The 23,513-nt window shown below is 38.9% G+C and carries 20 protein-coding genes and 1 other annotated feature; of the genes, 5 read left to right on the forward strand and 15 right to left on the reverse strand.

Going from position 1 to position 23,513, the window contains the following annotated elements; genetic code table 11:
* Positions 1-115 precede the first annotated feature (115 nt).
* From tpx to ezrA, 8 genes are all read right to left on the reverse strand, one after another.
* Positions 116-622 (reverse strand): thiol peroxidase, encoded by a 507-nt coding sequence (gene tpx / locus MKY71_RS12865; protein ID WP_339172596.1) that lies wholly within the window; start codon positions 620-622, stop codon positions 116-118.
* A 189-nt stretch (positions 623-811) separates the two neighbouring features.
* The gene (locus tag MKY71_RS12870; protein ID WP_339172598.1) at positions 812-1,303 is read right to left on the reverse strand and encodes an RDD family protein; all 492 of its coding nucleotides are present in this window, start codon (positions 1,301-1,303) and stop codon (positions 812-814) included.
* Between the two features lie 14 nt (positions 1,304-1,317).
* Positions 1,318-2,328: a signal peptide peptidase SppA gene (gene sppA / locus MKY71_RS12875; protein WP_339195405.1), complete on the reverse strand. Its 1,011-nt coding sequence runs from the start codon at positions 2,326-2,328 to the stop codon at positions 1,318-1,320.
* Positions 2,329-2,543: 215 nt separating this feature from the next.
* Positions 2,544-4,106, reverse strand: coding sequence for an acyl-CoA synthetase MbcS (mbcS, locus tag MKY71_RS12880; RefSeq protein ID WP_340732866.1), 1,563 nt, complete (start codon positions 4,104-4,106; stop codon positions 2,544-2,546).
* A 169-nt stretch (positions 4,107-4,275) separates the two neighbouring features.
* Positions 4,276-4,485, reverse strand: a complete 210-nt coding sequence (locus MKY71_RS12885) for an alpha/beta-type small acid-soluble spore protein (protein ID WP_339172602.1) — start codon at positions 4,483-4,485, stop codon at positions 4,276-4,278.
* A gap of 110 nt (positions 4,486-4,595) precedes the next feature.
* Positions 4,596-5,807, reverse strand: a complete 1,212-nt coding sequence (gene thiI, locus MKY71_RS12890; protein ID WP_339172604.1) for a tRNA uracil 4-sulfurtransferase ThiI — start codon at positions 5,805-5,807, stop codon at positions 4,596-4,598.
* Positions 5,804-6,952 carry a cysteine desulfurase family protein gene (locus MKY71_RS12895; protein ID WP_339195411.1) on the reverse strand — a complete coding sequence of 383 codons (1,149 nt, stop codon included), beginning with the start codon at positions 6,950-6,952 and terminating at the stop codon, positions 5,804-5,806. Before MKY71_RS12895 ends, thiI begins: the two co-directional genes overlap by 4 nt.
* Before the next feature lie 186 nt (positions 6,953-7,138).
* Positions 7,139-8,842 (reverse strand): septation ring formation regulator EzrA, encoded by a 1,704-nt coding sequence (gene ezrA / locus MKY71_RS12900; RefSeq protein WP_339172608.1) that lies wholly within the window; start codon positions 8,840-8,842, stop codon positions 7,139-7,141.
* A gap of 141 nt (positions 8,843-8,983) precedes the next feature.
* On the opposite strand from ezrA, the gene hisJ reads away from it, so the two are divergent.
* Positions 8,984-9,787: a histidinol-phosphatase HisJ gene (gene hisJ / locus MKY71_RS12905; RefSeq protein ID WP_340732867.1), complete on the forward strand. Its 804-nt coding sequence runs from the start codon at positions 8,984-8,986 to the stop codon at positions 9,785-9,787.
* 13 nt (positions 9,788-9,800) lie between these two features.
* Entirely contained in the window at positions 9,801-10,280 is a 480-nt protein-coding gene (locus tag MKY71_RS12910) for a GAF domain-containing protein (RefSeq protein WP_339172613.1), read from the forward strand.
* 44 nt (positions 10,281-10,324) lie between these two features.
* On the opposite strand, the gene MKY71_RS12915 is transcribed toward MKY71_RS12910, so the two are convergent.
* Complete coding sequence (locus tag MKY71_RS12915; protein WP_340732869.1) at positions 10,325-12,187, reverse strand: sensor domain-containing diguanylate cyclase; 1,863 nt, start codon at positions 12,185-12,187, stop codon at positions 10,325-10,327.
* A 484-nt stretch (positions 12,188-12,671) separates the two neighbouring features.
* Between MKY71_RS12915 and rpsD the strand changes: the two genes are divergently transcribed.
* Both rpsD and MKY71_RS12925 read left to right on the forward strand, forming a co-directional pair.
* Positions 12,672-13,274 (forward strand): 30S ribosomal protein S4, encoded by a 603-nt coding sequence (gene rpsD, locus MKY71_RS12920; protein ID WP_008407801.1) that lies wholly within the window; start codon positions 12,672-12,674, stop codon positions 13,272-13,274.
* Between the two features lie 158 nt (positions 13,275-13,432).
* On the forward strand, positions 13,433-13,585 hold the full coding sequence (locus MKY71_RS12925) for a YjcZ family sporulation protein (protein ID WP_339172618.1): 153 nt from the start codon (positions 13,433-13,435) through the stop codon (positions 13,583-13,585).
* 250 nt (positions 13,586-13,835) lie between these two features.
* Here MKY71_RS12925 and MKY71_RS12930 read toward each other — a convergent pair whose 3' ends face one another.
* The 3 genes from MKY71_RS12930 to tyrS form a co-directional block, all read right to left on the reverse strand.
* A complete protein-coding gene (locus MKY71_RS12930) occupies positions 13,836-14,450 on the reverse strand; it encodes a YIP1 family protein (RefSeq protein WP_339172620.1) in 615 nt (204 codons plus the stop codon).
* Between the two features lie 97 nt (positions 14,451-14,547).
* Complete coding sequence (locus MKY71_RS12935) at positions 14,548-15,720, reverse strand: substrate-binding domain-containing protein (RefSeq protein ID WP_340732872.1); 1,173 nt, start codon at positions 15,718-15,720, stop codon at positions 14,548-14,550.
* Positions 15,721-15,818: 98 nt separating this feature from the next.
* Positions 15,819-17,090: a tyrosine--tRNA ligase gene (gene tyrS / locus MKY71_RS12940; protein WP_340732875.1), complete on the reverse strand. Its 1,272-nt coding sequence runs from the start codon at positions 17,088-17,090 to the stop codon at positions 15,819-15,821.
* Positions 17,091-17,163: 73 nt separating this feature from the next.
* Positions 17,164-17,369: a binding site (T-box leader), on the reverse strand.
* A gap of 102 nt (positions 17,370-17,471) precedes the next feature.
* Here tyrS and MKY71_RS12945 point away from each other — a divergent pair.
* Positions 17,472-20,342, forward strand: coding sequence for a transglycosylase domain-containing protein (locus tag MKY71_RS12945; protein WP_339172625.1), 2,871 nt, complete (start codon positions 17,472-17,474; stop codon positions 20,340-20,342).
* A 49-nt stretch (positions 20,343-20,391) separates the two neighbouring features.
* On the opposite strand, the gene MKY71_RS12950 is transcribed toward MKY71_RS12945, so the two are convergent.
* Genes MKY71_RS12950 through argJ form a run of 3 tightly spaced genes read right to left on the reverse strand, consistent with a single transcriptional unit; the run spans position 20,392 to position 23,502 of the window.
* Entirely contained in the window at positions 20,392-21,543 is a 1,152-nt protein-coding gene (locus MKY71_RS12950; RefSeq protein WP_340732877.1) for an acetylornithine transaminase, read from the reverse strand.
* The gene (argB, locus tag MKY71_RS12955; protein ID WP_339172630.1) at positions 21,540-22,316 is read right to left on the reverse strand and encodes an acetylglutamate kinase; all 777 of its coding nucleotides are present in this window, start codon (positions 22,314-22,316) and stop codon (positions 21,540-21,542) included. The genes MKY71_RS12950 and argB overlap by 4 nt, the downstream gene beginning before the upstream one ends.
* Positions 22,279-23,502, reverse strand: coding sequence for a bifunctional glutamate N-acetyltransferase/amino-acid acetyltransferase ArgJ (gene argJ, locus MKY71_RS12960; protein ID WP_340732878.1), 1,224 nt, complete (start codon positions 23,500-23,502; stop codon positions 22,279-22,281). Before argJ ends, argB begins: the two co-directional genes overlap by 38 nt.
* Between the last annotated feature and the right edge of the window lie 11 nt (positions 23,503-23,513).

The raw sequence follows: 23,513 nt of genomic DNA on the forward strand, positions 1-23,513 counted from the left end.
TGGATTTCTCGCCTGAATACGACATATCCACTAAATGAACAACCCACTCAATGATCATTGAGTGGGTGTTAATTATACATGTAATTACTTTACAACAAAATCACTGAAAACGAAATTATTTTGCAAGAGCTTTTACTGCTTCGATGGCAGCATCATAATTCGGGTGGTCTGTACCTTCTGGAACATATTCCACATAAGCAACTTTACCTGTTTCATCAACAACGAAAATTGAACGTGCTAAAAGGCGTAATTCTTTCATATGTACGCCATATGCTTCACCGAATGATGCATCGCGGTGGTCTGATACTGTTACAACATTATCGATACCCGCAGCTCCACACCAACGTTTTTGAGCAAATGGTAAATCCATTGACACTGTGTAAATTACAACATTGTCGCCTAAGCTTGCCGCTGCTTCATTAAATGTACGAGTTTGCTTATCACAAACACCTGTTTCCAATGAAGGAACAACCGAGAATAAGCGAATTTTACCTTCAGAATCTTTTAAAGTTACTTCTGATAAATCATTTGCAACTACTGTAAAGTCAGGTGCTTGATCACCCACTTTTACCTCATTACCGATTAATGTGATTGGACTGTTTTTAAATGTTACTTGTGCCATACTAAACGCCTCCTTTATATTCCCTAATATTACTAAAAAAGATTTAACAATTGCAACTAACTGAGCTTATATTCATTTAAATAAAGTAAACAAAAAGAAAAGAGCTGTTTTATAAGACGTATCTTACAAAACAGCTCTTCTCTTGCTTAGAAGGTGTCGATAGTAATTTATTTCCCGTTCTTTTCATTTTTAAACATCTTTTGTATAAATATTTTCATGAACAACGACCGTATCGGCAAAATAATCGGCAATGCTCTTATTATTTGGTGAAAAGGCGACAATTAAATACGGTAAATATAATAATGTACCGTTAATAAACCGGCCGACCCCCTCACGAAATAGTACCGTCATCCAATCCAGTGCTTCCCCATCGTCTTTTTCAACTTTGATTCCAAACGTCATTTTCCCTAACGTTTGCTTGAAAAATTTTGTCATGAGCACAAAATAAGCATAGAAAATAAATCCCGAAATAATTGTCATCGGTGCATACCATACATCGCTGGCAACACTCCAATTCATCAATGCAAATATCGGTCTAATCGATACACCGATAATCGCACTAACAACAATTGAATCCAACAGAAATGCCCAGAAACGCATCCAGAAGCCGGCTGTTTTTTGTTTTATAGAAGGCGGCTTTACGACAGATGCTTCATCCACTACTTCGATTATGTCAGTCATCGTAATCCCTCCTATTAGTAGTCACCATATAAATACATCATACGAGGTGAATTTGTCGTCGATATAATTTTGGACAATACTTCAGACTCAGCAGATGGTCGCAGCATAGAACCCAGTTTCACACCTAATAATGAACCCCAGCTTGATGTATCCTTTGTATATTCAAACAGCGCTGCATCTTCCAATCCATAATCTGTGCGTAATGCATTAATCGTCGCTTCCTCATTTCCAATTTCATCAACAAGACCTGCACGTAATGCCTGCGTACCGCCCAGTACACGCCCATCCGCTACTTTCTTCACTTGCGCTTCAGACATATTACGTCCGGCTTCTATAATATCAACGAAATGTTCATATGATTCATCGATCATTTCCTGCAGCATCGCAAGCTCCTCTTTAGTAGAAGGTCTTACTCCGCCAAACATGTCTTTATGTTCGCCTGATTTGATTGTTTCAAACTCGATTCCGAAATTCTCGGCTAATTTCCCGTAGTTAATCGATTGCATAATAACACCGATTGACCCGGTAATTGTCTCGCGTTGAGCAAAGATTTTATCTGCTGGTGCTGAAATATAATAACCGCCCGAAGCAGCCATTGATCCCATTGATACGTAAATCGGAATTTGCTTTTCTTCTTTAATTTTCAATAACTTTTGGTAAATTTCTTCTGATTCAATGACACCGCCACCTGGAGTGTTTACAGATAATACAACGCCTTTGACTGTATCGTCTTCCAGTACAGCATCCAGTTGCTCCATAAATAACTGATGATTGTAATCGACCGTTTCCCAAATACTCGGTTCCCCTACATCCTGAATTACACCATCTACCGTTAAATGTGCAATTCGACTCGTTAAATCTCCTGTCTCCACGACATTTTCGTATGTGAGCGATTCTGTACCCATCAAGTTATCGAAACTAGTAAAGAAATCGGTCTTAAAAATCGAAATAATCGTATTGATTCCGATAGAGAAAAATAATAATACGGCAGCAATAATGAGTGCCACTACTCTTTTTGTATTCATTTTCACGCCTCCTCAATATATGTACGAAACTATTTTACAAAAAGTTTCATCAAAAACCATTTCCTGCAGTGATTTCGACATACTACCATTTGAACAGCCAACCACCAAACGTTAACTGTTATATGAATACTTGCATGATAAAGTAAAAAAAGGCGGCAAATTTCGCCACCTTTTTTAATTACCCGGGAAATAATTGTCGAGCAATGTTATTTCCCTTACTTTACACGCAATTCAACTCGACGGATTTTCCCTGAAATTGTTTTAGGTAATTCGTCTAAAAACTCGATAATTCGCGGATATTTGTATGGTGCCGTCAGTTGTTTGACATGATTTTGCAGATCTTCAACAATTGTCGGGCTATCCTTTAATGTACCATCCTTTAGAACGACAAATGCTTTTACAACATTTCCCCGAATTTCGTCGGGGCTTGCAACAACAGCACATTCCTGGACAGCTGGATGTTTTGTTAACGCATCTTCTACTTCAAACGGTCCGATTGTATAACCTGATGAAATAATAATGTCATCATTACGTCCTTCAAACCAGAAATAGCCGTCTTCATCTTTTATTGCCCGGTCGCCTGTTACATACCAATCTCCACGATACTGAATTGCTGTACGTTCAGGATCTTTATAATATCCTTTAAATAATGCAGGAGTCGATCTGTGCACTGCAATATCACCGACTTCACCAGGTGGTACAAGGTCACCGTCTTCATTGATTAAATCAATGATATTTCCCGGAGTCGGTTTTCCCATTGAACCAGGGCGTAATTCCATATTTAATAATGTCCCGATCAACAATGTATTTTCTGTTTGACCATAGCCATCACGGACAGTTAAATGGTGTTCACGTTCAAATGTTTCAATCACTTCACGGTTTAATGGCTCACCAGCAGATACAGCGCTGCGCAATGAAGATAAATTAAATGAGTTCAACTGATCTAATTTCGCCATCATTCGATATTCCGTTGGTGTACAGCATAGTACATTGATTTGCTGTTGCTCGATTAAATGTAAAAACTGTGTTGGATCAAATTTTCCTTTGTATACAAATCCTGTTGCGCCACTGCCTAACACAGCAAGGAACGGACTCCAGATCCATTTTTGCCATCCTGGTGCCGCTGTTGCCCATACTGTATCGCCATCACGTACACCAAGCCACTCAGCTGCCGTTGTACGTAAATGGGCATAACCCCACCCATGTGAGTGCATTACGGCTTTTGGATTGCCTGTTGTCCCTGACGTATAGGCTAAAAACGCCAAATCATTTGCTGTTGTCTCAACAGAATCAAACTCGGTTGACTGCTGATCTGCAAGCGCCGTCAAAGAAGTCCAACCTTCTTTTTCATTTCCGACGATAAAGCATTCAACATTCGCTAAATTTTCCACATGTTCAAACTCATTTACGAACTGCTCCATTACGATAATTGCCTTCGCCTCTGAATGATTTAGACGATAATCGATATCTTTAGCCCGCAAAAGCTCGGAACTCGGGATGATGACTAGTCCTGCTTTTAATGCTCCAATATAAGAAACATATGCTTCTAAACAGCGCGGCAGCATAATTAAAATAACATCACCTTTTTTTAATCCTTGTGCATAAAACGCATTTGCGGCCTGATTTGCCCTTTGTAGTAACTCTTCGTATGTATACCGCTCTTGATGTCCGTTTTCTTCCTGAAACACTAATGCTGTTTTTGAGCTTTTATTTTCATGCTTTTCGAATTCATTTACAATATTATAAATTTCCGGTGCAATTAATTGGTTTTCATTCATTTTCATATTCTCCCCTTTGTTTGAAAAAAATGAGCCTTACATATTAAGTATAATAATCCTTTTCATTAATATCAAAATATTCCGCCACTTTTTGTTGCATAACAAAAATTATTTATAAACAAAATAAAAAGAAACGCTACTTAAAAGTAGCGTTCTTTTTTAAAACGTATTATTGGTTTTGGTTGCCGCCGCGTAATTGCTGCTCAGCCATCTGTACTAGGCGTTTCGTAATTTCGCCACCTACAGAACCGTTTGCACGAGATGATGCGTCAGGACCTAATTGTACGCCAAATTCTTGTGCAATTTCATATTTCATTTGGTCTAAAGCTTGTTGTGCACCAGGTACACGTAATTTGTTTGAGCTGTTGTTGTTTGCCATCTGTCTCTCACCTCCTTGTGACATTAGAATGTGCCGGGAGGAGAGATTAATACATAAAAAACACAGGTAAATTATAGCTCGATTAGGAAATCATTTTCAGTAGCTAAAAACTATAGTAAATCAGCGAATTTATCTTCTTTAACTTCCTTTTGAGGGAACTGATATACTTCACGGTTTTTAACGGCACGATCAATTAAATCATCGAATTCCGTAAAGCTTTCAAAACGTTGAACCTTTTCTAGTTTCGGTTTTGTTTTCGGACTAGATGGTGTGAAAATCGTACAGCAATCTTCAAATGGCTGGATTGATGTTTCGTATGTGCCAATATCTTTTGCAATTTTAATGATATCGTTTTTGTCTGCAGAGATTAGCGGACGTAAAATCGGTGTATTTGTCACGTCATTAATTGCCGTTAAACTTTCCAATGTTTGTGAAGCGACTTGTCCTAAGCTTTCGCCTGTTACAATACCTAATGCGCCGATATCTTCACGCACTTTATCGGCTACTTTCATCATCATTCGGCGTGTTGATGTCATTGACATGTTGTCTGGCACTGCATCTTTTACTGCCACTTGCAGTTCCGTGAACGGAATGACATGCAGACGAATATTTGCACCGAATTTTGTTAATTCATTTGCAAGTTCTTTTACTTTTTGTAATGCATTATCGCTCGTATACGGAGGACTGAAGAAATGAATCGCATCCAGTCGCACGCCGCGTTTCATCATTAAGTAACCTGCAACTGGGCTGTCGATACCACCTGAAAGCATCAGCAATGAACGTCCGTTTGAACCAATCGGCATACCTCCAGCACCTTGAATCACTTGAGCCATCATATAGATCGCATCTTCGCGAACTTCAATGCGTAGTGCAAAATCCGGTTTTTTCACCTGTACTTTAAAGTTCGGGAAATTCGGCAATATCGTCGCACCCATTTCACGCTGTAATTCATGCGTGTCCAACGGGAATGTTTTATCTGTACGATGTACTTCAACTTTAAATGTTAAATCGCCTTTATCACGATAGTCTTCTAAAATTTCAAAGGCTAAAGCTTTCATCACATCCAGATCTTTTTCACAAGATGCAACAGGGCTGATTGATTGAATACCGAAAACATGTGGTAAACGATCCATCAGTACATCAAATTTTTCTTTATTTTCAACTTCAATAAACATACGGTCACGCTCTGCACGAATTTTCAGTGGTGCAATATCGTTAAATGAATAACGTACATTATCACGTAAACGGCTGATAAAATCTTTTTTGTTACGACCTTTTGTTGAAAGTTCACCATAGCGAACTAAAATTTCTTTAAAAATCATTGCGTAATATCTCCTTTTAATTCTTTCATTACGATTGTGAATTGCTTTTTAAATGAGGCAATATCTTCGTCTGTATTGATGGCGCCTAGGCTTAAACGGAGGACACCGTTTTTATAGCGGCTATCGATATTAAGAGCTTCCACAACATGGCTTGTTTTCGTCTGTTTTGACGAGCAGGCACTTGATGTTGAAACGATAATATCACGTTTTTGTAATGCATTTATTAAAATTTCACCTTTTAATCCTCTTACACTGAACGATAAAATATGCGGTGCACCGTCTTTCGGCGACAGGACATATACTTCCTGACCAAATTGCTCAAAGAAACGATGAAGATCTGCAGACCACTTTTTAAAGTTTTCAACATTCTCCGCCATGCCTTCAACAGCTAAACGGGCGGCTTTTGCCAATGATACAGCTTGAGGTACAGCAACCGTACCACTTCTTAATCCAAACTCTTGTCCACCACCAACAATAAATGCCTTAAGCTGTGGTTTTTTACGGAATGCTAACAAGCCACTTCCTTTTAAACCCTGAATTTTATGACCTGAAATGGAAATGACATCCGGACCGTTGTCTCCATCAAAAAAGACCGGCAGCTTACCGAAACTTTGAATCGCATCAACATGGAACATTGCCTGGCATGAATCGTGAATAATTTGTGCAGCTTCCTTAATCGGCTGCACAGCTCCGATTTCGTTGTTGACATGCATAATGCTCACAATAATAGTATCTTTGCGAAGCTTTTGCTGTAATTCATCTAAAGAAATGACTCCATATTTATTCACTTTTAGGTAATCAATTTCGTAGCCTTCTTCTTCCAATCGCTTGACTGCTTCCAGAATCGAAGGGTGTTCTATTTCTGTCGTAATAATATGCTTGCCTCTAAAATTGCTCGATTTGGCTAAACCAAAAAGTGCTGCATTATTCGATTCCGTCCCTCCGGAAGTGAACAAAATATTCTTTTCCTCTGTATGAAGAATATTCGCTAATTGCTCCCGGGCTTTTGTTAGTAAAGCATTTGACTCGACACCCGCACGGTGAATAGATGCAGGGTTCGCATAATACTGTTCATTCACTAACATAAATGTAGCCAAGACATCTTTGTGCGGCTTTGTTGTCGCACTATTATCTAAATATATCATCTATACTCAACCTTCTTTTTAAAACTAATTTCCCGTAATCTTATTACCATTACAGTTTCCTGCTTCTATTCTTCACTTACCAAAGAGAGAGGTTGTGTTAATCGTCAATTTGACGATTAACACAACCTCATAAATGTGCTTATTTATTATAACGCTAAATGGATCAACATGTAACCGTTATGCTTATTATTTTGTAAGCAGCTGCTCCTGAACGAGCTCCTCAATGCGCTTAATTGCATTAGGGTCGATAATTTCAACCGCTTTTGCTGCATCTTCCAGTGCTTTTATGTAGCGGAATTTCTTGAATGCATCTTCAGCTTCAAGCAAATATTCATGTACTTGTCGATTTGTAGCACGGTAGCGGTTACCGAACTGAATAAGACGCTCAATAATTAATACATTTTCAATCATTTCCTGTGCTTTTTCATGTGTTTCCTCAATCGACTGCTTTGCATTAAGTAAATGCTGGTTCACTTGGATAATATTCAACGGTACTTCCTGTAGGCTTTGAACAACTACAAAAATCTGTTCTGCTGCCTCTTCTAATCTAGCATCCATTTCTTCCGGAATCCCCGGAATATTGGCACGTCCTAGCAGGCGCTCTGTATCTTGCAATAATCGCTTTAAAGTTTCCAATTCAGCTCTTGCTTTATTTTCATCGATACGGAGATTTTTCAGTTTGTTCGAGAATTTTTCCTGCTCTTCAGCAATTTGCTCGATTTCATCCGTAATTTCTTTTAGCTCTTCCTGTAAGCTCGAGTAAGCTGACTTTTCTTCTTGAACGCGTGTTGATAACAGTTCATAGCGTCTTTGTAATACTTCCAAATGCTTTAAGCCCGCTTTTGGAATTTCCGCTTCTTTATCCTGTAAACGGTAGCTATGCTGTACATAAGCGACTTCATCATTAATGTCCTTAGTGAGGCGCATTACATCATTGATCACACTGTACATACCAGAACAGTTGCGTTCAACATATTTTCTTGCCATAACTTCTTTTTCCAGCAAGTTATAGAAGTGATCAATTTCATCATTAATTGTTTGAATGCGTGGTGAAACTGCCGGCAAGTTCAATTCAGCAATTGCCGCTTTTAACATTTCCAGTTCGTTTTCAAGTCCATTCAAATATTCAGTCAGTTCTAAATGGCGTAAATAATACCTTTGTTCTTCCATTTCACGCTGTCCATTACGAAGTTCATGAATTGCAGTTGGGATTTTAGTTTGAATTTCTGTAAGCAGTGTCGGCACATCATTTAATAAACTAAAAATTTCTTGTGCTTCACTGTTCAGCTGTAGGACAATTTCACGTGCCTGCAAATAGTTGCCGTCTTTCGTTAACTCATCAAACTCTTCAAACTTCGGCGTAAATTGCTCCAGCTTCTTTTCCAACGCTTCCAACGCAGGTCCAAATGAATGCTGGTGCGCCAAAATTGTCTTGCGTGCAGAGCGGTAATATTCTTTCAGCTGCTCGATTTCAATGCGGTTTTTCTCTTCACTGCCAATCAATTCATCCAGTTCAGTAATAATCTGCACACGTACTTGCTCACATTTAGCAAGCTCCTGTTCGATATCACGTTCTGTATGTGATGCTTTTTTAAATTTAAATCGGTCGACAAATTCTTCCGCATCAAACAACAATTCGTCAATTTTCGGAATTTGCTTATCGACAACATCCAACCAGCGATTACGCCAGTTTTCAAACAGCTCTTCTGTTTGACCGTTCATATTAAGGGCTTTTACTTTTGCGAGCTCCTCAAAAATCGGGTAATGTTGTATTTGTAGTTTTTCCTTATCTAATCGTCCTATTTCTGCATTATGCTTGCGTCTTACTACTAAGCCTGCCATTAATAATGCTAATAGTACGACGACAACAATGATGATATACTTTATCATTGTAAGCCCCCTAATCCCAAATAAAATCAATATTTTAGCTATATACGTATTATTTATAATAACATGTTTTTTTATATTTGTTTAACTATTTCCAGCTTTTTTTACTTTTAAATACCATAATTTTGAAGGAAGGTCATTCAATTGAAACGAGACGGTCATATACATACACCTTTTTGTCCCCATGGTTCTACAGATTCGATCGAAAAATATGTCGAAAAAGCGATAGCAAGCGGCTTTAAAGAGATTACTTTTACAGAGCATGCCCCCTTACCTGAAAACTTTGTCGATCCAACACCTGACAAGGATAGCGGCATGAATTCCGCTTATTTGATGGATTACTTTAAACAACTGAAGCGCGTTAAAGAACAGTATCAATCTGAAATTAAAATCAATATTGGCTTAGAAGTAGACTATATTGTCGGCTATGAACATGAAACAAAACAATTTCTGAATGAAGTCGGTCCATTGATGGATGACGCCATATTGTCCGTACACTTTTTAAACTTTCAAGACGAGTATGTATGTATTGACTTTTCACAGGAAGTATATTTACAATTTGCCAATAAGGTTGGCGGCATTCTTCCTATGTATAAGCTTTACTACGAAACTGTGAAAAAGTCGATCAAAGCAGATTTAGGCTTATATAAACCAAAGCGTATAGGACATCCTACTTTAATCCATAAATTCCAGCATGCCCATGACGAACAGATCGATGATGCAGCGGACATCAGTGAATTATTGAAGATGATGCAAACCGGTCATTATGAGCTGGATTTTAATAGTGCCGGTCTGAGTAAACCGTATTGTAAGGAGCCATACCCGCCCTATCCATTTGTGAAACAGGCAATTGATTTACAAATCCCGGTTATTTTCGGCTCGGATGCCCATACGGCAGCTGATTTACATCAGCATTATGATTTATTGCAAGACAAAATAACTTTTTAATTGGAGGATTTCTATGTTTGGAAATATTACTTATAACGGGACTTTGACAGAACAGTACGAACTGCTTTCTAAACAGCTGGATGCATTGCTGGAAGGGGAAAAAAACTTAATCGCTAACTTAAGTAACGCTTCCGCTTTATTAAATACTTTTTTAAAGGAAATTAACTGGGTTGGATTTTATTTAATGGATGAAGGCGAATTGGTACTCGGACCATTCCAGGGTTTGCCTGCTTGTGTTCGAATTCCTGTAGGCCGCGGTGTTTGCGGCACAACCGTTGCAAAAGAACAGACAATGGTTGTAGACGATGTACACGCTTTCCCAGGTCATATTGCTTGTGACGCTGCATCCAAATCGGAAATCGTTATTCCTTTAATTAAAAATGGAGTCGTTTTAGGTGTTTTAGATATTGATAGCCCGATTGAAGCACGTTTTACTACCGAAGATAAAGATGGTTTGGAAAAATTCGTGAATATACTGTTAAAGCATATTTAATTGCTAAAAAGGGAGTGCCCGAAAAATAATTCCGGGTACTCCCTTTAACATTGTAGTTCCATTGGTTTTTCATATACACATAGTCGGTTTTTTCCGTTTCGTTTTGCATGGTAAAGTGCAATATCAGCTTGCAAAAACATATTTTTAAAATCCGGACGGCTGCTCTTATGCCACGTAATCATACCCGCAGAAACCGTAACTGAAGGATTTGTTACGTTTGGCACCATCTGTACAATCCCATCAGAAATTTCAATTGCCTCTCTTTCTGAAATATTCGGAATATAGATAGCGAGTTCTTCACCACCCCAGCGTGAGCATATGCCTCTTTTTCCTATTTCACTTTGGAGTCGCTTAGCTATTTGTACGATTACATCATCTCCAACTTGATGGCCGTATGTGTCATTAACTTTTTTAAAGTTATCAATATCAATTAACAGGAACATCCCTGAATCGTCCTTTTGAATTGCCTTTTCCACGTATGCATCGGAGTAACTTCTAGCGTAAAGCTTTGTTAAATGGTCTCGATCCACCATTTCCTGAAGCTGTTCACGCAATACCGAATTGGAAATTGCTAACGAGGAATGATGAATAAGTGATTGCATTAATTTGAAGCTATCAAAGGAGAAGAAATATGGTTCTTTATGCAATACAATGCTAAACCCGATAATATCTTCTTCTACAATCATTGGAATGGCCATGATCGATTTATACTCAATGTCCCCTGAAATAAGACGGCTGAAATCAGCAATAAATAATGGGTCTTGTGTCGATTGGAAATGTTTTTCCACATGCTGGATATATACATTACACGCTATATGATTGAAAAGGTCTGTACAAGCTTCAGTCAAAATATACTTGTCATCTTCTTTAAAAAGGAATCCTAACTCCATCGGCTGAAACGATTTCATCATTTGCTTTTGTAAAAATAATAGCATTTCACTGATTGTCAATTTCATATTTAAACGATGGGAAGTTTCATTGATCAACTGCAAATCCGTTATGAGACGATGTGATTGATGATAGAGTTTTGCGTTTTCCAAAGCATTTCCTGAAGCTTGGGCAAGCATGCGGATAAATTCTTTTTCTGAACTTGCAAATGGGTAATTGATAGGCGCTTTCACCTGTAAAATTCCGTATATGGCTTGTCTCCCTTTTATAGGAACATTCAATAATCGGCGGTTTTGTTCAACAGCTATATCCTCATTCAATTCTCCCGATACGAAAGACTCGATGGTTGCTGGCCGCTCTGACAAATAGTCGAAAGGTTTTATTTTCACTCTCGTTTGACGGTCTTGGTCATTCGATAAAATCAGTTCAACTTCCAGACCAGGAAAATTCTCTTCGATTGTAACAAGCACATTTTCCAAAATTACATCAATATCCATCGTCGAATGGAAAAGATCGGTCATACCGTACAATTTACGGTATTTTTGTTCATTCGAATAAACTTCATATTTTGAAGTTAAAAATGAATAGGAACCCGATATCGCACTTACAATATCTTCTGTCAGCACTTTTTCAATAGGTGCGTTTACTGGATTATATTTAAATATAATAATAGCTTCTATTTTATCGTTTATTATAAGTGGCATTACATCCGTATGGTTCGCAAAATACGGCTGCTCTCTTAAAAACCCGGGTAACTTCACAACTTTATTACCGTTAAAATAGGGTTGTATTAAATCTAATGTTACATCAACATTCAGCAGTTCTAAGTTGTCGATCGGTTTCAATTTATTTTCGCTTACATGAAATAAAAAACAATGTTCCATATTAAAGTGTTTTATTAGGCTTTCTTCTAATAAGAAAAAGTAATCATAAAATTTACTTCGTTGTAATTTCGTCTTCATACAAAGGCTTAAAATATCCGATTTAAATTGATCAATCTTTTGTTGATTTTCCACCATTAAATCACCTTTTCTTTTACTATTGCAATGTCGGTTCTTTTCACTTAACCACAAGTATACACATTTTATGCCTTATTGACTATTTAATTTTGTTATATTTTTCTAATAAACACCTCCATTTGCATTGTTTTTCGAACATTCAAGCATTTTACCGTTCTTATCTACTACCCAGTTTTATGCTTAAATACCCATACAAATGATCATTTATTTTTATTTTTCATTTCCTCTTAATATATTCAAAAGTAATACACCTTTGTTGACGAATAGATAAAAAAAAGATACAATAGCCTTTGTGTAAAATGAATGCAGTAGTTGTATAACTTAAATGTAGTATTTTATTCCTTCTGTTTAGACAGAATGGTGTATTGTGTAACCCTTTCGGCTGCATGGGCGAAGATACATGAAAATAGAATACCGTTTAATGTCGGGTACAACTGGTTTTTTCTTTTACAACAAAAACCAATTTTAAGGAGGAGACACAATTATGTCTCGTTATACAGGTCCATCTTGGAAACTATCTCGTCGTCTTGGTATTTCATTAAGCGGCACAGGTAAAGAAATCGCAAAACGCCCTTACGCACCAGGTCAACACGGCCCGAACTCTCGTGGTAAAAAATCAGAGTACGGTCTACAATTAACTGAAAAGCAAAAATTACGTCATATGTACGGTATGACTGAACGTCAATTCAAAAACACTTACCTACGTGCTGGTAAATTACAAGGTGTACACGGTGAAAACTTCATGATCTTACTTGAAACTCGCCTTGACAACTTAGTTTACCGTTTAGGTTTAGCTCGCACTCGTCGTGCAGCTCGTCAATTAGTTAACCACGGTCACATCTTAGTTGATGGTAACCGCGTTGACATCCCATCTTACTCAGTAAAACCAGGTCAAACGATCTCTTTACGTGAGAAATCAGCTAACCTTTCAGTTGTTGCTGAATCAATCGAAGTAAACAGCTTCGTACCAGAATATTTATCATTCGATGCAGACTCTAAAGTAGGTACTTTCGTACGTTTACCAGAGCGCTCTGAATTATCTTCTGAAATCAACGAACAGTTCATCGTAGAGTTCTACTCTCGTTAATCTTTCGAGCTTCAGATATATTCGAATCAAACCATCAAGCCCTGTTCATCAGGTGCCTGGTGGTTTTTTTTGCATTAAATAATTTTTTGAAATTTGTTCAATCGCCCCGGTCAACCTTGCTTCGTTGAATAGGATAACGAGGAAAGGGGGTGAATTTAATGGGTTACGGATATGAAGGGTATCAACAACAACCAAGCTACGGTGGTTACGGCTGTGGTGGCGGTAACAGCGGTGGTAACAGCTCAACTTTCGTTCTGATCGTTGTTCTATTCATTCTTTTAATTATTGTGGGCGCTACTTTCGCTTACTAATAGCATCGATCACAAAAATTCTTTAGCTAGCCAGAAATAATTCCAACTACTTATTACTGTTTTTCACGCCATTAGGGTCACTTCCCCCAGTGACCCTTTTAATTTTACGTTCCGTGACAATTTATTCAGCTTTTTCCTTTATACTTAGACGATATACAGCCTGCTAACAACAAAAAAGATGCTGTACGCTAATTTAGCGGCAGCATCTTTTAACTATATTTTAAACACATAATATTATTAAAAATGTATTTTAGTAAAACAAAAAGTACATTGCTCCTAATACAGCAATTACTATAAATGAAGCAAAAAATGCTTTCAATTTCGAAATGTGGTGGACTTCTGAAATTCCAATCACGGTAATGACATATGTCCAAATACTACTAATAATAATCAGTGTTCCGCAAACAAATTGCAGGATCAAATCACCTAATGATGTTTCCATATAAGAAATCGAGAAAAATGACTGTGGTGCGAACTGCATCCAGAAAAGCAGTACCGGCAATATCCAAATATAAGGAATCATTGTCATACTAATCATGCGGAACATTTCTTTAAATTTCCCTACACCACCGAACGCTTTTGCTGATAGTGTCAATACACCTGCCGATAAGACGGTAGAAAGAAAGTACAGTATTAGACTAACTAGAAATGTTGAATAGACGATATCCCCCAATGTAAATTGTCCTGTAAATTCTTCACCGATAAAGCCGGTTAAATTGCTAGCAAATACTCCGATAATACCAACGAAAATGAAATAAGATAACTTTTTAGTTGTTAACACATAACGAATAGTATCTCGGGGTTTAACAGCAATGCTTAATATGGCATGTCGATCATCGACTGTGCCCGTTAATTGCTCACTCAAAATAACATCCCCCTAAAAATATGTATACATTCTATTATACTGATACTTTTAAGGTGATACAAAATTATTGCTCCTTTAGTAGCATACCAATCTTTTGCTATTCGCCAGATTTAAGAGATACATAGCCAGCCTTTTCAACTAATGCCTGCCCTTCTTCCGAAAGCACCCAATCAATCAGTTCCTTAACATTTCCTGTTGGCTCGCCTGCTGTCACAATATAAAATTCGGAAGCTATCGGATACGTATTGTTGCGAATCGTTTCTCTTGTCGGTGCAACTCCATCGATTTCCAAAAGTTTGATTTCTTTATTTTTAACCATCTCATTTGAATAGTAGCGGAAAGTATAGCCGATTGCATTTTTATAATTTTTGTATCGGGACACTTCATTGATTATTCCGCCCATTCCTGTCGCTATATCTTCCGTTGGTGCTTCCATCAATCGAGTATCTCCCATAAGCCGTTGAAGGGCTGTCTGCGATCCACTGTCCTGGGGTCTTTGGAATGCCCTGATTGAATCATCTTTGCCCCCAACTTCTGACCAGTTTGTAATTTCCCCAGCATAGATTCCCTTAATTTGATCGAGCGATAAACGATTGACTTTATTTTTATTGTTGACGAAAAAGACAAATGCTTCTTTTCCGATTGGTGTCAGATGAAGTTTAATCCCCTGTTGTTCAGCCTGGTTAATTTGCGCATCGGAAGGACCCGCTGCAAAAATCATGTCCGTCTTTCCGAAAATCAGATTTGTATAGGCTTCATGCGTCTGGTTGACCATAACTTCACTTTTGTAGGGATTGTATTCTTTTTCTGGATATACATGCTCTGTAATGGCGGCATACAATGGATACAATGCGGTTGCGCCATCCATCTTCGGTAAAGGTTCCTCTAGCTTTAAAGTAGGCTCATTCTCCAATTGAACTAATTTATTTTCATCTGTAAATGGCTCATATTGGTAAATATTCACTTCTGCATCAACAGTCGGCACCCTATTATCGAACCATTTATAAACAGGTTGTATCAAACAGACGACTAAAATGATTCCGGCAATCGTCCAAAAGATTTTTATACGTTTTCTATTTTTATAAAATACATCAAAAAGCACAAGCACATAACCAATGTATATAATGACCGCAGCGGAAATGATGAACGGTATAAAGTGAATGTTACCGCTAAACGCTACCATAAATAATAATATGAAAGTAAAAAAGCTGACAGTCAGTAAGACAAAAATGGAAACGACAATTTTCCATAAATACGATTTATTTCCCAATATTATCACCCCTATCCTATACCTTCTTTATGAAACAGGAAACTCCTTTTAAAAAAACGTCTTGGAAAACTGCTGCCTTCCAAGACGTTTTATTTTAATTAAGCAAATTTAACCATATGGTATTTTTTCTTACCGCGACGGATAATGGCAAAAGCATCTTCCAAACGGTCTTTCGAATCGATTACATAGTCAAGATCCGTAATTTTTTCACCGTTCACACTAATCGCACCGTTAGTTACATCTTCACGTGCTTGGCGTTTGGATGAAGAAATCCCTGCTTCTACGATTAATTCCACGATATTTTTATCCTCTTTTGTCACTTCTACAGAAGGAACACCAGAGAAGGCTACTTTCATTTCTTCTACTGATAATGCTTTTAAATCACCAGAGAATAATGCTTTTGTAATACGCTCTGCTGCTTCCAGACCTGCTTCACCATGAATCAGACGTGTCATTTCTTCAGCCAGCGCTTTTTGAGCTTTACGTAAATGCGGCTCTTCTTCCACACTTACTGCAAGACCTTCAATCTCTTCACGTGTCAGGAATGTGAAGATTTTCAGGTATTTCACGACATCGGCATCCGCTGTATTGATCCAGAACTGGTAGAACTCGTATGGAGATGTTTTTGCAGCGTCCAGCCATACAGCGCCACCCGCTGTTTTACCGAACTTCGTACCATCCGCTTTTGTTACAAGCGGAATTGTAATACCGAACGCCTTCGCATTTTCATCATGTGTTTTACGAATCATTTCCAGGCCAGTTGTAATGTTGCCCCACTGATCCGAACCGCCTACTTGAATTCGAACATTGTGATGATCATACAAGTGGTTGAAGTCGATACCTTGGATTAATGTGTAGGCAAATTCAGTGAATGAAATACCTGAGTCGAGTCGTGATGCAACTGTATCTTTATTTAAAATGTAGTTAACATTGATCAGTTTCCCGTAATCACGAAGGAAATCGATTAATGACATCGGACCAACCCAGTCATTGTTGTTTACAAGAACAGCACTGTTTGCCGCATCCGATGAAAAGTCGAATAAGCGCTCCATTTGCTTTTTTAGACCTTGCACATTTTTTTCGATCTGATCCATTGTCTGTAACTGACGCTCTTCTGAACGGCCAGATGGATCTCCTACAGTTCCTGTAGCTCCGCCAACTAATAAAATCGGTGTATGGCCTGCTTTTTGGAAGCGGCGTAATGTAAGCAATGGCACAATATGTCCGATATGCATCGAGTCTGCTGTCGGGTCAACACCTACGTATAGGGAAACCTTTTCCTCATTTAATAGCTTTTCCATACCTTCCGCGTCTGTTTGCTGGTATAACAGTCCGCGCCATTCCAAGTCTTGCAGTAATTCATTTGTCATTTGTTTTCTCTCCTTTTACATGATGCGTCATTTACTTGTAAGGAAACGAAAAACGTCCCTACACGCAAATGCATGCAGGGACGTCAAATTATTATTTAACGCGGTACCACCCGGCTTGAAGAAATTTCAGTCTTTCTTCCACTTTAAGCGTCTATAACGTGACGATCCGTTCAGGCTCCAAGTACGTAATTCATAAATGCGCTATGTCTAGCTTTCACCAACCGCTAGCTCTCTATGCAGGGAACACATTTATTACTGCAAACTCTTCGTTGCCTGAAATTTATATTTTCTATTCTACCTAGAAAATAGTTGATGTCAATATTTATATTCGTTTATATCTCAAATATGCTATAATAAACAAGATTTTAGGAGGTCGATGATGTGAGAGAATGGCTCGAAAAATTGAATAAAAAAATCGAAATCCTTGCTTCTTCAGAACGAATGCGCTATGTCCGGATCGGAAGCGGTGTATTCTGGAATTTAATATTGCTGGCGATTATTTTTACAGCCGCGACACTATTGTTTGTCGGAGCTGTAGGCGCAGGTTACTTCGCATCATTAACAAAAGATGAACCTTTGCGATCAAAAGATGAAATGCGCGAGCAAATTTTCAGTTATGAAGAAACAAGTGAACTTTATTTTGCGAACGATATTTACATAGGAAAGATCCGAACAGATTTGGACCGTCGTGAAACATCGCTTGCCAATATATCCCCATCCTTAATAAATGCTGTTCTTGCAACAGAGGATGAATATTTCCGCGAGCATACAGGTATTGTACCGAAAGCTGTAATCCGCGGTTTACTGCAAGATGTATCCAACTCATCTACACAGACAGGTGGATCTACACTTACACAGCAATTAATCAAAAACCAAATATTAACGAATGAAGTTTCATATGAACGTAAAGCAAAGGAAATTTTACTTGCGTATCGTCTGGAACATTTTATGACAAAAGAAGAAATACTTGAAGCGTATTTAAATATTATCCCGTATGGCCGAAACTCTTCGGGACGTAATATTGCCGGTATTGAGACGGCAGCGCAAGGTATTTTCGGTGTATCTGCATCTAAATTAAATTTACCGCAAGCGGCCTATATTGCCGGTATCCCTCAGGCACCGTTCAAGTACACACCTTTTACAAATAAAGGTGAGAAAAAAAGTGCGGATGGGATGCAGCCAGGTATTGACCGTATGAAGACGGTTCTTTATCGTATGCAGGAAGCTGGTTATATTACGAAGAAAGAATATGACGAAGCGATTAAGTACGATGTTACACAAGACTTCAAAGGATATGAAATTCGTCCCGAAGAAAAATATCCTTGGTTAACAGCAGAGCTTGAGCTCCGTTCAAAAGAAATTTTTGCAAAAATACTTGCTGAAAAAGACGGTATTGATCCGGATCGTTTAAAAGAAGAAGAAAACTTAAATGAGAAATATACTATAATGGCCGACCGTACAATACGTTCCGGTGGTTACCGTATTTACTCTACGATCAATAAAGATATGTATGATGCCATGAAAAAAGTGACGGAAGAGTTCACTTTATACGGTCAAACATACAAAAAGAAAGAAAAGGATCCTGAAACAGGAGAAGAAATAGAAGTGGATGTTCCTGTACAAACAGGAAGTATCGTTATTGAAAATAGCACCGGCCGCATTTTAAGTTTCGTTGGCGGACGCGACCACACTATTACACAAGTGAACCATGCAACAAACGCATTCCGTTCAAATGGTTCAACAATGAAGCCATTACTTGCCTATGCACCGGCAATCGAATATGGTGTCATCGGAGCAGGAAGCCCTGTTGTCGACGTGAAATTTAAACATCCGGTTACTGGTTGGGATCCTGTGAACTATAACCCGAACCAGGAATTAGGTATTATTCCTGCACGTCAGGCTGTTGCGTCATCGCAAAACTTGGCTGTAGCACGTTTATATGATTCCATTTTAGATCGTCGCCCTGCTACTTTCCTGGAAAAGATGGGCTTCTCTAAATTACTGCCTGTTGATTACGAAAACAGTTCGACCGTTCTGGGCAGTTTGACGATTGGTGCTTCTGTTGAAGAAAATACTAACGCTTATGCTACATTTGCCAATAATGGTCAATTTATCGATGCTTACATGATTGAACGCATTGAAGATCTGGACGGCAATATTGTTTATGAACATGAAGTAGAGCCTGTGAAAGTATTTGCACCTGAAACAGCATATATCATGACCGATATGCTGCGTGATGTGTTGAAGCAGGGCGGAACTGGTACATTGGCAAAGAGCCAGCTGAAATTCTCGTCTGACTTTGCTGGCAAAACCGGCACAACACAGGACCATAACGATGTTTGGTTCGTGGGATATAATCCGAATATCTCGGTAGGTGTCTGGATGGGTTACGAAAAACTGCGTACCCTTTATGCATTTAATAACCGTTACCAGCACCCAAGTCAACGTGTAAACCGTCTATGGGCAAATTACTTGAATACGTTATATGATATCAACCCGGAATTAGTCGGTACGAAAGAAGCATTCAAAAAACCTGAAGGCGTTGTGACACGATCATTTTGTGGTATTTCAGGCCTGGCACCTTCAACTTCATGCGCCAATGCCGGTTTAGTCACTTCCGATCTATTTAATAAAAATGTATTTTTACCAACACAGCCGGATGACAGCTTTGTATCTTCTACATCGGTTGTGATTAACGGCAACACGTATGCTGCATTACCGAATACACCTACTGAGTTTGTCCAAATGAGCGGTTTCGGATTGAATCAGGCATTCGTTGACCGGATGTTAGGCAGACTGGGTGGAGACGCTTCAAAATTGCTGTCGTTCAGTTCTGGTAATGGAGTTGTAACCGGTGCTCCATTCTCTGCGGACAGTGCACCACCGCAACCTGTTTATGCGACATTGGCAAACGGTTCACTATCATGGACAGCCTCCGCATCCAATGATGTTGTTGGCTACCGCGTATATAGTGTTACCGATCAGGGCAGATCGCTTGTACGTTCATTAAAATCTTATGAAGGTTACCGGGTATCTGTTTCACCAGGTGTTCGCTACATCGTTGTAGCAGTCGATATTACAGGATTGGAATCAGGCTATTCGAATGAAGTCGGAGAAGTGGTTGAAACTGCACCACCAGCTCCACCGGAAACGGAAGATGAGGAAAATGTTGTACCTGGGGAAGTAATTGAAGACCTGGATGAGATTGAAGTTGACGTCGATCCGGTCGAACCAGAACCATCAGGGGAATAAAAGAAAAAATCTCACCAACTTTTATAGGTTGGTGAGATTTTTAATGTAATTAAATTGATAATTGTTCTGCTTTTAATACATCTTTAAGTAAATTGACTGCTTCATCAATTTCCTGTTCGCTCACTGTTAAAGGTGGTAATAGTCGAATCACTTTCGGGCCGGCAGCAACTGTTAATAGACCAGCTTCATCCAATGCGGCCACATAAGGTGCCACACCTTCTCCGCCAAGGCTTAGACCAAGCATTAACCCTTTCCCTTGAACTGAATATTTATCTTCCGGAAAAGCTTCTTCCAGTTTTTTAATAAAGTATGCTGATTTTTGTTTTACATTATCCAAAAAGGCATCATTGAATATTTGATCGATAACTGTTTGAGCAACGGCAACACCTAATGGATTCCCGCCGAATGTCGTACCGTGTGTACCTGCATTAAATGTGTTAAACAGCTTTTCTGTCCCAAGAATTCCCCCGATTGGGAAACCCCCGCCGAGACCTTTAGCCATTGATACAATGTCCGGTTTAATAGCTGTCTGTTCAAATGCAAAACGAGTTCCTGTACGTCCGATACCTGTTTGTACTTCATCAACAATGACTAAAATATCTGAGGATTGCTGAATTTCATGAATGGCTTTCGCGAATTCATCCGTTGCAGGATTTACTCCGCCTTCACCTTGAATCATTTCAAGCATAATCGCAGCAGTATCTTCATCAACTGCAGCTTTCAATGCTTCGATATCATTAAATGGCAATGTTATAAACTCACTCACTAAAGGACCGAATCCTTTACGCACTTTATCTTGTCCAGTTGCGCTCATCGCACCAAATGTACGTCCGTGAAAGCTCTGTTCAAACACAATGATTTTATGTTTCCCTGTATGCTTACGTGCTAATTTAATAGCCGCTTCGTTCGCCTCTGCACCACTATTACAGAAAAATGCATATGATAAATGCAAATCTTTCACTAATGATGCGGCAAGTTTTTCCTGTCCTGGACTTTCAAATAAGTTACTAATATGCCACAGTTTTTGACTTTGTTTTTGAATAGCTTCAACGATTGATGGATGTGCATGCCCTAAACTACAAACAGCAATGCCGCTCGTAAAATCTAAATATCTCTTCCCTGTCGTATCAAATACTTCTGTTCCTTTGCCTTCGACAATAGCAAAAGGTCTTCTTGCGTAATTTTGGAATAATGCACTCATTTCACTAGCTCCTCACTTAAAATAGTCGTCCCGGTTAAAGCTTCATTAACAATTTGTACAGAAGGTATACCTGCCTTCAAACAATTCAGGGCACCCTGTACTTTCGGAATCATCCCGCCGTAAATATGCCCTTCTTCAATCCATTGTTCGATCAGGCGTGGTGTTACTTCTGTCTGGTATTCATCCTGTATGCGAATACCGGCCACATCCGTCACAAGCAGGAGACATTCCGCCTCGACAGCCAATGCAATTTCACTTGCCACTGTATCGCCATTAATATTCAGCGCCTGCCCATCCTTCGTTGCACCGATACAGGCAATAACAGGTACAATTCCAGCTTCCGTCAAAGAGTTTAACATATTTATATTAACACGCTTCACTTCTCCAACATATGCGTAATTTTTATAATCTAAAAATTCACACTCCAGCAGTCCCCCGTCAAATCCATTCAGCCCAATAGCAGAAATATTTGCTGAATGGAGCTCATGTACAAGTGAAGGGTTTACTTTTCCGATTAAAGTTGACTGTACAATACCGATCATTTCTTCACTTGTTACACGCAGTCCGTTTACCGTTTGTGACACGATACCGGCAGCGGCTAATTCACGGTTGATCGCAGGTCCACCTCCATGTGTAATAATGAGTTGGAACCCTTGATCCTGCAACGCTTTAAAATTGCGAAAGAAGGTCTCGTTAAGACCTTCTAATGTGCTGCCGCCAAGTTTGATGACCATTTTACGAGCGGTATGATGCGTTGATTTGAACGTAGTCATAAGTCAGGTCACACCCCCATGCAAATCCGTGCCCTTTCCCAACTTCAAGTGACACATATATTTTTACTTCATGCTGTTTTAAAATTTCGATAAGCTCATCCTCGGAAAACTTAATTGGTTCGCCATTTTCCACCATTGTTGCCCCACCGATTTTGATTGTGATTTTATCGGGATCGATTACAGCACCTGAATAGCCAACTGCTGCAATAATACGTCCCCAGTTTGCATCACAGCCAAATACTGCTGTTTTTACAAGCGGTGAACCTACAACTGTTTTTGCAATTTTACGTGCCTCTTCATCTGAAACTGCTCCATCCACTTCTACTTCAATCAGCTTTGTTGCGCCTTCCCCGTCACGTGCAATTGACTTTGCTAAGTCTTCTGCCACAAGACGTAGTGCTGTGTAAAAGTTTTCCCAGTCAGGATGTAATGGAGATAGTGGTTCATTTCCCGCTAAGCCATTAGCCATTACAATAACCGTGTCGTTCGTAGATGTATCACCATCCACTGTGATTGAATTAAATGTGCAATCCGTTACACTTGATAATGCTTTTTGCAGCTCATTTGATGCAATATTGGCATCTGTTGTAATAAACCCGAGCATTGTCGCCATATTCGGTTCAATCATTCCGGAACCTTTAGCTGTTCCTGATACAATGACTTCCTTGCCATCAATGATCGTGGCATAAGTTGTATTTTTCATGACAGTATCTGTTGTTAAAATTGCCTGAGAGAAATCAATACCGCTTTCTAACTTTGAATCAGGATTTAATTGTTCAACACCTTTTTTAACCGGGTCCATTTTCATAATTTCCCCGATGACACCCGTAGAGGCTACCCCTACCAAATTAGATGCGATGCCAAGCTTTTGTGCGGCAAGCAGTTGCATTTCATATGCATCCAATACGCCTTGTTTACCTGTACATGCATTGGCATTTCCTGAGTTGACGATCATTGCCTGCATTTTTTTCGTTTCATATACAACTTCTTTTGTTACTTTTAAAGGTGCTGCCTGAACTGCATTAGTTGTAAATACTCCGGCAACGCTTGCTGGTACTTCACTTACTAGAATCGCTAAATCTTTTTTCTTATGTTTAAGTCCGCAATGAACACCTGCTGCTGTAAACCCTTTTGGTGATACGATATTTTTGCTTGATAATTTCTTCATCTCTATTGTTGAAGTCATCTAATGACCCT

Source organism: Solibacillus sp. FSL W7-1324 (genome assembly GCF_038008025.1).
Taxonomy (GTDB): Bacteria; Bacillota; Bacilli; order Bacillales_A; family Planococcaceae; genus Solibacillus.